At 69.9% G+C, this 12,697-nt stretch carries 12 protein-coding genes; 11 read left to right on the top strand and 1 reads right to left on the bottom strand.

Going from position 1 to position 12,697, the window contains the following annotated elements:
• The first annotated feature begins 8 nt into the window (after positions 1-8).
• The 11 genes from pafA (at position 9) to QF027_RS10185 (ending at position 11,030) form a co-directional block, all read left to right on the top strand.
• Positions 9-1,370, top strand: a complete 1,362-nt coding sequence (pafA, locus tag QF027_RS10235; protein WP_007380857.1) for a Pup--protein ligase — start codon at positions 9-11, stop codon at positions 1,368-1,370.
• A 127-nt stretch (positions 1,371-1,497) separates the two neighbouring features.
• Positions 1,498-2,502: an FKBP-type peptidyl-prolyl cis-trans isomerase gene (locus QF027_RS10230; RefSeq protein WP_306983956.1), complete on the top strand. Its 1,005-nt coding sequence runs from the start codon at positions 1,498-1,500 to the stop codon at positions 2,500-2,502.
• 88 nt (positions 2,503-2,590) lie between these two features.
• Positions 2,591-2,962 (top strand): FKBP-type peptidyl-prolyl cis-trans isomerase, encoded by a 372-nt coding sequence (locus QF027_RS10225; protein WP_020117713.1) that lies wholly within the window; start codon positions 2,591-2,593, stop codon positions 2,960-2,962.
• Between the two features lie 176 nt (positions 2,963-3,138).
• On the top strand, positions 3,139-4,092 hold the full coding sequence (locus QF027_RS10220; protein WP_306983960.1) for a helix-turn-helix transcriptional regulator: 954 nt from the start codon (positions 3,139-3,141) through the stop codon (positions 4,090-4,092).
• Positions 4,093-4,110: 18 nt separating this feature from the next.
• The gene (locus QF027_RS10215; protein ID WP_306983962.1) at positions 4,111-5,148 is read left to right on the top strand and encodes a helix-turn-helix transcriptional regulator; all 1,038 of its coding nucleotides are present in this window, start codon (positions 4,111-4,113) and stop codon (positions 5,146-5,148) included.
• The gene (locus QF027_RS10210) at positions 5,145-5,435 is read left to right on the top strand and encodes a hypothetical protein (protein ID WP_176742418.1); all 291 of its coding nucleotides are present in this window, start codon (positions 5,145-5,147) and stop codon (positions 5,433-5,435) included. Before QF027_RS10215 ends, QF027_RS10210 begins: the two co-directional genes overlap by 4 nt.
• Positions 5,436-5,445: 10 nt before the next feature.
• Positions 5,446-5,640: a hypothetical protein gene (locus QF027_RS10205; RefSeq protein WP_053850561.1), complete on the top strand. Its 195-nt coding sequence runs from the start codon at positions 5,446-5,448 to the stop codon at positions 5,638-5,640.
• Positions 5,641-5,898: 258 nt separating this feature from the next.
• Positions 5,899-6,186, top strand: a complete 288-nt coding sequence (tatA, locus tag QF027_RS10200; RefSeq protein WP_057614315.1) for a Sec-independent protein translocase subunit TatA — start codon at positions 5,899-5,901, stop codon at positions 6,184-6,186.
• A 48-nt stretch (positions 6,187-6,234) separates the two neighbouring features.
• The gene (gene tatC / locus QF027_RS10195) at positions 6,235-7,185 is read left to right on the top strand and encodes a twin-arginine translocase subunit TatC (protein WP_306983967.1); all 951 of its coding nucleotides are present in this window, start codon (positions 6,235-6,237) and stop codon (positions 7,183-7,185) included.
• 31 nt (positions 7,186-7,216) lie between these two features.
• Complete coding sequence (locus tag QF027_RS10190; protein WP_307074051.1) at positions 7,217-8,107, top strand: diacylglycerol kinase; 891 nt, start codon at positions 7,217-7,219, stop codon at positions 8,105-8,107.
• A 58-nt stretch (positions 8,108-8,165) separates the two neighbouring features.
• Positions 8,166-11,030: a DEAD/DEAH box helicase gene (locus QF027_RS10185; protein WP_307074048.1), complete on the top strand. Its 2,865-nt coding sequence runs from the start codon at positions 8,166-8,168 to the stop codon at positions 11,028-11,030.
• A 13-nt stretch (positions 11,031-11,043) separates the two neighbouring features.
• Here the strand turns inward: QF027_RS10185 and atzF are convergent, their stop codons facing one another.
• Positions 11,044-12,690 carry an allophanate hydrolase gene (atzF, locus tag QF027_RS10180; RefSeq protein WP_306983973.1) on the bottom strand — a complete coding sequence of 549 codons (1,647 nt, stop codon included), beginning with the start codon at positions 12,688-12,690 and terminating at the stop codon, positions 11,044-11,046.
• Between the last annotated feature and the right edge of the window lie 7 nt (positions 12,691-12,697).

The following is a 12,697-nucleotide window of genomic DNA, read 5'->3' as shown; positions in this document are numbered from 1 at the left end:
GTTCACTCATGGACCGCCGCATTTTCGGGCTGGAGAACGAGTACGGCGTCACGTGTACGTTCAGGGGACAGCGCCGCCTGTCTCCCGACGAGGTGGCGCGGTACCTCTTCCGCCGTGTCGTGTCATGGGGCCGCAGCAGCAATGTCTTTCTGCGAAACGGCGCCCGCCTCTATCTCGATGTCGGGTCACATCCGGAATACGCGACACCCGAATGTGACAACGTGACCGAACTGGTCACGCACGACAAAGCAGGCGAGCGCATTCTCGAAGGACTCCTGGTGGACGCCGAACGACGCCTGCACGAGGAAGGAATCGCGGGCGACGTCTACCTCTTCAAGAACAACACGGACTCGGCCGGCAACTCCTACGGCTGCCACGAGAACTATCTCGTCGCACGCCACGGGGAGTTCTCCCGGCTCGCGGACATCCTCATTCCCTTCCTCGTCACGCGCCAGCTGCTGTGCGGCGCGGGCAAGGTTCTGCAGACCCCGCGGGGCGCCGTGTACTGCGTCAGCCAGCGGGCCGAGCACATCTGGGAGGGCGTCTCCTCGGCGACGACCCGCTCCCGGCCGATCATCAACACCCGCGACGAACCGCACGCCGACGCCGAGCGCTACCGCCGCCTGCACGTCATCGTGGGCGACTCGAACATGTCCGAGACGACCATGCTGCTGAAGGTCGGCGCGACCGACCTGGTGCTGCGCATGATCGAGGCGGGCACCGTGATGCGCGACCTGACCCTGGAGAACCCGATCCGGGCGATCCGCGAGGTCAGCCACGACATCACCGGCCGGCGCAAGGTGCGCCTGGCCAGCGGTCGCGAGGCCTCCGCGCTGGAGGTGCAGCGGGAGTACTACGACAAGGCCGTGGACTTCGTCGAGCGCCGGGGCATCCGCACCGGCACCGTCGACCAGGTCCTGGAGCTGTGGGGCCGCACGCTGGACGCGATCGAGGCCGAGGACCTCGACCGGATCGGCACCGAGATCGACTGGGTCATGAAGTACAAGCTCATCGAGCGGTACCGGGCCAAGCACAACATGACCATGTCCCACCCGCGGGTCGCGCAGATAGACCTCGCGTATCACGACATCCACCGCCGTCGTGGCCTCTACTACCTTCTGGAGAGGAAGGGCCAAGCCGCTCGTATCTGCAACGACTTGAAGATCTTCGAGGGCAAGTCGGTTCCGCCGCAGACCACTCGGGCCCGGCTGCGCGGTGACTTCATCCGCAGGGCCCAGGAACAGCGCCGGGACTTCACCGTCGACTGGGTCCACCTCAAGCTCAACGACCAGGCGCAGCGCACTGTGTTGTGCAAGGACCCGTTCCGTTCGGTCGACGACCGGGTCGAGAAACTGATCGCCGGAATGTGATCGACGCGTTCCGCGTCACTGTCGGAACGCAACACGGGCGCCGTACGTTTCACGTACGGCGCCCTTCTCACGCCGTAGAGTTGCGCGCACGCCATCAACAAGATCGACCGATTACGAGGCCCCCACCGTGCGCCGACGCTCACTCCTCATTGCCGTTCCCGCAGGACTGGCCACACTCGCCGCATGCGGTGACGACAAGTCCGACTCGAGCAAGGCGAGCGACAGCGCGTCACCCTCGGCGTCGTCCTCGGCCTCGCAGGCGCCGCCGCCGAAGATCGTCGACGGTCCGCTGCCGGCGATCACGGCGGGCACGAAGTTCGGTGAGAAGCCGACGGTCGCCAAGGGCAGCGGCGATCCGTCGAAGGATCTCGCGGTCAAGACGGTCATCGCGGGCGGTGGCACCACCATCGCCGAGGGCGACTACATCCAGGCCCACTACCTCGGCCAGATCTGGAGCACGGCCAAGGTCTTCGACAACTCCTACGACCGTAAGACGGCGCTGGTCATCCAGCTCGCGCAGAACAGCATCATCGACGGCTGGCGGTACGCCCTGACCGGCAAGAAGGCCGGCAGCCGGGTCCAGTTCTCCATCCCGCCCACCTGGGGGTACGGCAAGGAGGGCAACGCGCAGGCGGGTATCAAGGGCACCGACACGTTGGTGTTCGTCGTCGACATCCAGGACACGTTCAACGCGAAGAGCTCCGCCAAGGGCAAGGACGTCGCTCAGAGCGACGCGAAACTGCCCAAGGTCGGCACCAACACCGACGGCAAGGCTCCCTCCATCGAGATCCCCAAGGCGGACGCGCCCACCAAGCTGGTGTCGGAGTACGTCATCGAGGGCGACGGCGACGAGGTGGCGGCCGACAGCACGCTGCTCGTGCAGTACAAGGGCGTGGTGTGGGACACCGGCAAGGAGTTCGACTCGACGTACAGCCGGAAGCAGTTGGCGTCGTTCTCGCTCCAGCAGGTCGTCAAGGGCTGGGCGCAGGGGCTGACCGGCAAGAAGGTCGGCAGCCGGGTGCTGATCTCGATTCCGCCGAAGCTGGGCTACGGCGACAAACCGCCGGCCGGCAGCGGTATCGAGAAGGACTCCACGCTGGTCTTCACCGTGGACATCCTGGCGAAGATGTGACGCACGGGGGACATGCGCGAAGGTCCCGGCCGCGGGGATGTAAGACTGGTCCCTGTTGCCTTTCCGTGAACCAGCAGGAGCGAGTGACGTGAGCATCGACAAGCCCGAGATCGACTTCCCGGGCGGCGAGCCCCCGGCGGACCTGGAGATCAAGGACATCTGGGAGGGCGACGGCGAGGTTGCGCAGGCCGGCCAGACCGTCACGGTCCACTACGTGGGCGTCGCCTTCAGCACCGGCGAGGAGTTCGACGCCAGCTGGAACCGTGGTCAGCCGTTCCGCTTCCCGCTGGGCGGCGGCCGGGTCATCAAGGGCTGGGACCAGGGCGTGCAGGGCATGAAGGTCGGCGGCCGCCGCCAGCTGACCATCCCCGCCCACCTCGCCTACGGCAACCAGAGCCCGACCCCGGCGATCAAGCCCGGTGAGACCCTGATCTTCGTGGTCGACCTGCTCGGCGTCTGATCGTCGTACCGGAGTCATAAGGGATCGCGTCGCGGTCGGATCGTCGTACGACTTCCGACCGGACCTGATCAACCGGGGTCCATGCCCGTCCAGGCATGGGCCCTCGGCTTTTGCCTTGCTCCTTCGGGGCGGTACGGTCATCGTCCGTAAGCACCATAGGGAGGCGAAGGGCGTCGATGGCCATTGCCAAGGCCGAGCGGCTGATGAACCTGGCGCTGTGTCTGCTCGGGACGCGACGGCCGCTCAGCAAGCGTGAGCTTCGGGAGTCCATCGAGGCCTACCTGGAGGCGAATTCCGACGACTCCTTCAACCGGATGTTCGAGCGCGACAAGGACGATCTGCGTGAACTCGGCCTCGTGATCGAGACCGTTGAGAACCTGGACGGCGAAGTCGGCTACCTCGCCCGCCGCGACAGCAACCGGCTGCCGCCCGTCACCCTCGACGCCGAGGAGGCCGCCGCCCTGGGGCTGGCCGCCAAGGTGTGGCAGCAGGCCCGGCTCGCCGGCGCGGCCAGCGGTGCCCTGCAGAAACTGCGCGCGGCGGGGCTGCCCGAGGACTTCGACCCGTACGAGGCGCACGGCGCCCTGGAGCCGCGCATCCCGGTGCACGAGGCCTCCTTCGAGCCGCTGATGCTCGCCTGCCGGGACCGCCGTCCGGTCGTCTTCGACTACCGCAAGGCCACCGCCGCCCGCCCCGAGCCCCGTCATGTCGAACCGTGGGCGCTGGAGTGCTGGCGCGGCCACTGGTACCTGGCCGGATTCGACCGCGACCGGGGTGCCGAACGGGTCTTCCGGCTCTCCCGGATCACCGGCAAGGTGCGCTCGCGCGGCACGCGCTACACGGCCCCGGTCCCCGACGTCGTGACCGTCCGCGAGACCGTCGCGAGCTGGGCGGGGGAGACCGCCGACCGCAGCGCGCGGATCCGGCTGCGCACGGGCGCCGGGTACCCCTTGCGGGCGAAAGCGACCTCGGTGCGGGAACTGGGCGACGGCTGGGACGAGTTGGAGATTCCGTACGGCCATGGCCTGGACGCCTGGCTGGTGGAGTTCGGTCCGGACGTGGTGGTCCTGGAGCCCGCCGAGTTGCGGGCCGACGTGGTGGACCGGCTGCGTGCCGTGGCCAAGGGCTGAGGGGGAGCGGAAGAGATCATGGCAGGCAAACCGGTCAGGCCGGCGAACGCCATCGACCAGACCCGGCGGATGCTCTCCCTGGTGACCTATCTCAGGGAGCGCCCCGGCGCCCGGGTCGAGGACGTCGCCCGCGCCTTCGGGATCACCGAGGACGAACTGGTCTCCGACCTCGATGTGCTGCCCATGTGCGGCACCAGCTTCCGCGGCGGAGATCTGCTCGACATCGACACCGACGGCGAGCGGATCTGGTGGCACAACCCCGATGACGTGGCCGAGCCGCTCAGGCTCGCCGCAGACGAGGCGACCGCGCTGCTGGTGGCCGCCCGCGCGGTGTCCACGCTGCCCGGTCTCCGGGAGAGCGACCGGCAGGCGCTGCTGCGGGCGACCGCCAAGGTGGAGACCGCGGCCGGTGAGACGGCCGGTGCCAGCGCGCGGCTGTCGGTGACCTTCGAGTCCGAGGGCGGGGTCTTCGCGGACGTCGACCGGGCCATCTCCGAGCGCCGGCGCCTGTGGATCCGCTACTACTCGCCCGCCCGCGACGAGCTCACCGAGCGCGAGATCGACCCGATCCGCCTGGTCAGCGTCGGCCACACCTATGTCGAGGCCTGGTGCCGCCGCTCCGAGGCGCGGCGCACCTTCCGGCTCGACCGGGTCGCCGAGATCAAGATCCTCGACGAGCCGTCCGCGCCGCCCGAGGTCGAGCTCAGGGACCTGTCCGAGGGGCTCGTGCAGCCCGCGGCCGAGGACCCCGAGGTGGTCGTCGAGGTGGGCCCCGGCGGCCGCTGGGTCGCCGAGTACTACCCGCACGACAGTGCGGATGAGCTTTCCGACGGCGGGCTGCGTATTACCCTGCGCACCCCCGACCCTGCATCGCTGCGGAGGCTGGCGCTCCGGCTCGGCCGCGACGGTCGTATCGTCTCGCCGCGCGACCTCGCCGACAGCGCCCGCGAGGCGGCCCGCGAGGCGCTGGCCGCCTATGACGGGGTCGAGGCGCAGGACACCCCGGGAACCCGGGTGCACGACGGTCGGTACGACAGGCAGGAGCAGGGGCTTTGAGCGAGTCGGCGACGTCTGGTGCGGGCATGACGGTGGCTGCCGCCTTCGCCGGGATGAGGAGCGCGGCTCCGGTGACCTTCAAGGCGAGCTGCCCGGACTGCCGGGAGCGGTTCGAGCTGGCCGCCGCCGCCCTGCGCCTCGCCATCGGCGCGACCAGCCGCGCCACTTTCTACTCCTTCACCTGCCCCGAGTGCGGCGCGGCCGTCCGCAAGCCCGCCGGCGAGCGGATCGTGGAACTGCTGACCGGCGGCGGGGTCCGGACGCTGCGGCTGCACTCCACCCTCTAGGCTCGGTGCCATGTTCTGGCCGATGTTCGCGGTAGCAGTGGGTTTCGTGGGTCTCGCCGTCCTGGGTGTGCTCGCCGTCCGGGTCTTTCTGGAGGCGCAGCGTCTGGGGCGCCAGGTCACGGACTCCGCGCGGCGTATCAGCCGGGCCGCGGAGGACCTGGAGCGGGCGGCGGTGAGCACGGCCCGTTCTGTTGACTCACTGTGAGTACGGCTGAGAGTTGGGTGTGAGTCGAGGGACGCATGCGTTTTGGGCCACTTCGCCCTGTCCCCTCGGCCGGGTCGGCAGGTACGCTGCTGGTCGCGGTCCGGATAACGAGGCTCGGCCGCGAACCGGGAGTACGCACAGGGATTGCCAGGCGTTCACCCCTGAGCGTTACGATCGCTGTCAGCACGACTGATCGGACACATGTCCGACCGGTCGGACAGCACCCCACAAGCCGCCTCGGTGAGAAGGTAAAGACTTATGTTCGGAAGGCTCGGCGCCCCCGAGATCATTCTCATCCTCGTCGTCATCATCCTGCTGTTCGGCGCGAAGAAGCTTCCCGACATGGCGCGCTCGCTCGGCAAGTCCGCTCGCATCCTCAAGAGCGAGGCCAAGGCGATGAAGGACGAGGGCAGCAGCACGGCCACCCCGGCCGGTCCGCCCAACACCGACGAGCAGACCCCTGCTCAGCGCACCATCCAGGCCGCGCCCGGCGACGTGACGAGCTCGCGCCCGGTCACCGAGCCGACGGACACGACCAAGCGCTGACGCGGGGCCGGTGACCTCCGGCCCGCCCGCACGAGATGGGAACGTGGGTTGCTGAAGTCTGCCCGCAGAGAAGAGAGGGATCCCGAGGGGCGGATGCCTCTCGCGGATCACCTTCGTGAGCTCCGCAACCGGCTCGCGAAGGCGATGCTGGCCATCGTCATCGTGACGGTGGTGGCCGCCTTCTTCTACAACGACATCATCAACTTGATCACCAAGCCGATCCTCGACTCGGTCGGCTGTGACAAGTCCTTCGCGGAACTGGCCAAGTCGACACAGTCGACCAAGCCGTGCGCCGAGATCACGATCAACGGCCTGCTCACGCCCTTCACGCTGGCCCTGAAGGTGTCGCTGATGGCCGGTGTCGTCGCGGCCTCGCCGGTCTGGCTCTACCAGCTGTGGGCCTTCGTCGCACCCGGCCTGCACCGGCACGAGAAGAAGTACGCCTACGCGTTCGTCGGCACGGGCGCCCCGCTCTTCCTCGTCGGCGCCTACTTCGCCTACTCGGTCCTGCCGACCACGGCGCAGGTGCTGATCGGCTTCACCCCGGGCGGCACCGCCAACCTGCTGCCGTTGGACGACCTGCTCGACCTCGTCCTGCGCATGGTGCTGGTCTTCGGTCTCTCCTTCGAGCTGCCCCTGCTGCTGGTCTTCCTCAACCTCACCGGGTTGATCACCGGCAAGCGGATGCTCGGCTGGTGGCGGGGCATGATCATGGCCATCACCGTGTTCGCGGCCGTCGCCACCCCGAGCACCGACCCGCTGACGATGCTGGCGCTCGCTGCGCCGATCTGGGTCCTGTACTTCGGGGCGACCGCCTTCTCCCTGCTCAACGACCGGCGCAAGCGCCGTCGCGAGGCCGAGGGACCTGACGACGACGAGGCCTCCGACCTGGATCTCACCCCCGAGGACATCGGCGAGGTCGAGACCGTCTCCGCGAGCCGGGCGCTGCCCGAGCAGTCGGGTGCGGACCGGGTCAACGGTTATGACGACGTGACCTGACGACCGGGAAGCGGCTCGTAAGGTCACTTCCGTGACCAGCGAGATCACCCTCTTCGTCAACCCCACCGCGGGCCGCGGCCGGGGCGCCCACGCGGCGCAGCCGGCCGCTTCCGCTTTGCGGGCGGCCGGCTTCGCGGTGCGGACCGTGCTCGGCGAGGACGTCGCCGACGCCCTCGCACGCGCGCGTGCCGCCGTGGACGAGGGCACGGGGGCACTCGTCGCCGTCGGCGGCGACGGGATGGCGAACCTCGCGCTCCAGGCCGTGGCCGGCACCCGCACGCCGTTCGGTCTGGTCGCCGTCGGTACCGGCAACGACTTCGCCCGCACCCTGGGCCTGCCGGTACGCGATCCCGCCGCCGCGGGCCGGCTGATCGCCGACGCCCTCAAGGGGAGCCGGGTCCACGACACCGACCTGGGCCGGGCCGGTGACCACTGGTTCGGCACCGTCCTCGCCTCCGGCTTCGACTCCCGGGTCAACGACCGCGGCAACCGCATGAGATGGCCCGCGGGCCGCCTCAAGTACGACCTCGCGATGCTCGCCGAACTGGCCGCCTTCCGGCCCGTCCCGTACCGGATCACGCTCGACGACGGCGACGTCCGGGAGGTCGAGGCGACCCTGGTGGCCGTCGGCAACGGATCGTCGTACGGCGGTGGCATGCGGATCTGCCCGGGCGCGGACCTCACCGACGGGCTCTTCGACATCACCGTGGTCGGGGACTGCAGCCGTACGACCCTGCTGCGGGTGTTCCCGAGCGTGTACCGGGGCACCCACGTCGAGCACCCCAAGGTGACCGTGCTGAGGGCCGCGCGGGTCGAGATCGCCGCCGAGGACGTCACCGGATACGCGGACGGCGAGCCGCTCGGACCGCTGCCGCTGAGCGCGCGCTGCGTGCGCGGGGCGGTGTCCGTGGTGGGCCCCTGAGCTGCCACGGGCCCGTGAACTGCGTGAAGAGCAGGTTTCGCGGACTCCGATCCGGATAATGATCGTCCTGTTGTCAGTGCAGCCGGGTACGCTCGAAAGCACGATGACAGAGGACCTCTCACCGGCCGAGCGGTACGCGGCAGCCCGCCTGCGGGCAGCCGAGCAGGCCACCGCGCTCGCGGGCTTCCGCGAGATGTACGACTTCGGTCTCGACCCCTTCCAGATCGAGGCCTGCCAGGCTCTCGAAGCGGGCAAGGGCGTGCTGGTCGCCGCTCCCACCGGCTCCGGCAAGACGATCGTCGGCGAGTTCGCCGTCCACCTCGCCCTCCAGCAGGGCAAGAAGTGCTTCTACACCACACCCATCAAGGCACTGTCCAACCAGAAGTACGCGGACCTGAGCCGCCGTTACGGCGCCGACAAGGTCGGCCTGCTCACCGGCGACAACAGCGTCAACTCCGACGCCCCGGTGGTCGTGATGACCACCGAGGTGCTGCGGAACATGCTGTACGCGGGCTCACAGACCCTCCTCGGCCTCGGATACGTGGTCATGGACGAGGTGCACTACCTCTCCGACCGCTTCCGGGGCGCCGTATGGGAAGAGGTGATCATCCATCTCCCCGAGTCGGTGACCCTGGTGTCGTTGTCGGCGACCGTGTCCAACGCCGAGGAGTTCGGCGACTGGCTCGACACCGTCCGCGGCGACACCCAGGTGATCGTCTCCGAGCACCGGCCCGTGCCGCTGTTCCAGCACGTGCTCGCCGGTCGCCGGATGTACGACCTGTTCGAGGAGGGCGAGGGCAGCAAGAAGGCCGTCAACCCCGACCTCGCCCGGCTGGCCCGCATGGAGGCCCAGCGGCCGTCGTACCAGGACCGCAGACGCGGCCGGGCGATGCGCGAGGCCGACCGGGAGCGCGAGCGGCGGCAGCGGTCGAAGGTGTGGACGCCGAGCCGGCCCGAGGTCATCGAGCGGCTGGACGCCGAGGGCCTGCTGCCCGCCATCACGTTCATCTTCAGCCGCGCCGCCTGCGAGGCGGCCGTCCAGCAGTGCCTGTACGCGGGACTGCGGCTCAACGACGACGAGGCACGCGGGAAGGTGCGCGCCCTCGTCGAGGAGCGCACGGCGTCCATCCCGACCGAGGACCTCCATGTCCTCGGGTACTACGAGTGGCTCGAGGGCCTGGAGCGCGGCATCGCGGCCCACCACGCGGGCATGCTGCCGACCTTCAAGGAGGTCGTCGAGGAGCTGTTCGTGCGCGGCCTGGTCAAGGCCGTGTTCGCGACCGAGACTCTCGCGCTGGGCATCAACATGCCTGCGCGCTCGGTGGTGCTGGAGAAGCTCGTCAAGTGGAACGGCGAGCAGCACGCCGACATCACTCCCGGCGAGTACACCCAGTTGACGGGGCGTGCCGGGCGGCGCGGCATCGACGTCGAGGGTCACGCGGTGGTGCTGTGGCAGCGCGGGAGCAGCCCGGAACACCTGGCGGGACTGGCCGGCACGCGCACCTACCCACTGCGCTCCAGCTTCAAGCCGTCGTACAACATGGCGGTCAACCTCGTCGAGCAGTTCGGCCGGCACCGCTCGCGTGAGCTGCTCGAGACGTCGTTCGCGCAGTTCCAGGCCGACAAGTCGGTCGTCGGGATCTCGCGGCAGGTGCAGCGCAACGAGGAGGGCCTGGACGGCTACAAGGCCTCCATGACCTGCCACCTCGGCGACTTCGAGGAGTACGCGCGGCTTCGCCGCGAGCTCAAGGACCGCGAGACCGAGCTGGCCCGGCAGGGAGTTGCCCAGCGGCGGGCCGAGGCTGCCGTGGCGCTGGAGAAGCTCAAGCCGGGCGACGTCATCCATGTGCCGACGGGCAAGTACGCTGGTCTCGCGCTGGTGCTGGACCCGGGACTGCCCGCAGGGCGGTCCAACGGCCAACGGGGCTTCGAGCACCACGACGGCCCGCGGCCGCTGGTGCTGACCGCCGAGCGGCAGGTCAAGCGGCTCGCGTCGATGGACTTCCCGGTGCCGGTCGAGCCGTTGGAGCGGATGCGGATCCCGAAGTCCTTCAACCCGCGCTCACCGCAGTCCCGTCGGGACCTGGCCTCCGCGCTCCGTACCAAGGCGGGGCACGTTCCGCCGGAGCGGGCCCGTAAGCAGCGCTCCCAGGCGGCGGACGACCGTGAGATCGCGCGGCTGCGGACGGCGATCCGGGCGCATCCCTGCCATGGGTGCAACGACCGTGAGGACCACGCCCGTTGGGCCGAGCGGTATCACCGGCTGCTGCGGGACACCTCGCAGCTGGAGCGGCGCATCGAGGGGCGTACGAACACGATCGCCCGCACCTTCGACCGGATCGTGGCACTGCTGACCGAGCTGGACTATCTGCGGGCCGACGAGGTCACCGAGCACGGCAAGCGGCTGGCCCGGTTGTACGGCGAGCTCGATCTCCTGGCCAGTGAGTGCCTGCGGGAAGGGGTCTGGGAGGGGCTGGCCCCTGCCGAACTGGCCGCGTGCGTCTCGGCGTTGGTGTACGAGTCCCGGGTCGGCGACGACGCCATGGCACCCAAGGTGCCGTCCGGCAAGGCCAAGGCGGCGCTCGGTGAGATGGTGCGGATCTGGGGGCGGCTCGACGCCCTCGAGGAGGACTTCCGGATCAGCCAGACCGAGGGGGTCGGGCAGCGGGAGCCGGATCTCGGGTTCGCCTGGTCCGCGTACATGTGGGCCAGTGGGAAGGGGCTCGACGAGGTGCTGCGGGAGGCGGAGATGCCTGCCGGGGACTTCGTGCGCTGGTGCAAGCAGGTGATCGATGTGCTGGGGCAGATCTCGGCTGCGGCTCCGGTGTCGGGGGGTGTCGGGTCTTCGTCCGTCGCCAAGAACGCGCGGAAGGCTGTTGATCTGTTGCTGCGGGGGGTTGTGGCCTACTCGTCGGTGGGGTGACGGATCGGTTGACCTACTCGGCGTTCAGATAGGACCGCCAGCCTCCGAATGACGTGATGTCCTCGGCGTCCGTGAGAGCGGCCGGCTCGCAGAGAAAGCCGGGGACGTCAGTGCCGTCGGCCAGTTGCACGCTGCCCAGGGTCATGGGGCGGGGGAGCGTGGAGAGGAGCCGGCCGAGGCCCGCTGCAGGCATCTTCCAGACCTCCGTCTCGATCTCCGCGCCGCCCTCGCCCACACGGACCAGGCCCGGCTTCGGTGGGGTCGTCCGCAGGGCGTGCAGGCGGTAGACCGGTGCCGTTGTGGTCGTACGGTCCAGGCGGGCGTCCAGCGCGAGGAGTTGGGGGTTCAGCGGCTGGCCCGTCAGGTGCGCGCCGACCACCGCGAGCCGCGTCTCGGGCTGGAGCAGGCTCGCGATCCTCGCCAACCGCTCGTCGGTGTACGCCGGGCCGATCAGCATCACGCCGAACGGGAGGCCGTTCACCTCGCCCCCCGGAACAGCTGCCGCGGCCAGGTCGAAGAGGTTCGTGGAGTTGGTGAAGCGGCCCAGGCGGGCGTTGGCCCCCAGGGGATCGGCTGCCACCTCGGCGAGCGTGGGGTGGCCGGGGGTGGTGGGTAGGAGGAGGGCGTCCGCGTCGGCCAGTTCGGCCAACGCGCGCGTGCGGAGCGCGGCCAGGCGGTCCAGGTCGGCGTAGAGCTGGTGGGCCGGGAGGTCGCGGGCCCGGGTGATGATTCCGGCGACCGTGGGGTCCAGGGAGTCGTCGTCCGCCGCTGTCGCCTTGTCGACAAAAGCCCCTACCGCTGTGTAGCGCTCGGCCACGAAGGCGCCCTCGTAGAGCATCGCCGCAGCCTCGGTGAAGGGCGACAGATCCAGCTCGCGGAGCGTCACGCCCGCCGCCGCGAGCTGCGCCACCGCTGCCTCGTACGCCTGAGCCCAGCCCTCGTCGAGTTCACCGAGCTGCTCGCGCGCGGGAACAGCGATCCGCCAGGGGCCGGGGCGGCGTCCGGGGAGGGGCGGGGCCGTGCCGGTCGCCATGTGGGACAAGGCCTGCTCGGCCTCGGGCAGGGTGCGGGCGAACACCGTCACGCAGTCGATCGAGGCGCAGGCCGGGACGACTCCGGCCGTGGGGACCAGACCGCGGGTGGGTTTGAGGCCGACGATGCCGTTGAAGGCGGCCGGGACCCGGCCCGAGCCCGCTGTGTCGGTGCCGAGGGCGAAGTCGACGATGCCCAGGGCCACCGCGACGGCCGAGCCGGAGCTGGAGCCGCCGCTCACCCTGGCCGGGTCGTACGCGTTGCGGACCGCGCCGTGCGGGGAACGGGTGCCCACCAGGCCCGTCGCGAACTGGTCCAGATTCGTGGTGCCGAGCACGATCGCGCCCGCCGCCCGGAGACCGGCGACGACCGGGGCATCGGCCTCCGGATGGTAGGCGTACGACGGACAGCCCGCCGTGGTGGGCAGGCCCGCCACGTCGATGTTGCCCTTGGCTGCGAACAGGCGTCCCGCGAGGGGGAGCCGTTCGCCCTTCGCGAGCCGTTCGTCGATCGTCAGGGCTTCCCGCTCGACCTCCTCCCGGGGGCGCAGGTCGATCCAGATCTCGGGGCGGTCCACGGCCTCGACGCGGTCGTAGGCGGCACGGACCCGGGTGACGGTGGTGGACATGGCTCGC

This window comes from Streptomyces canus (assembly GCF_030816965.1).
Taxonomy (GTDB): domain Bacteria; phylum Actinomycetota; class Actinomycetes; order Streptomycetales; family Streptomycetaceae; genus Streptomyces; species Streptomyces canus_E.
This window is presented reverse-complemented; position numbering and strand designations above follow the sequence as displayed.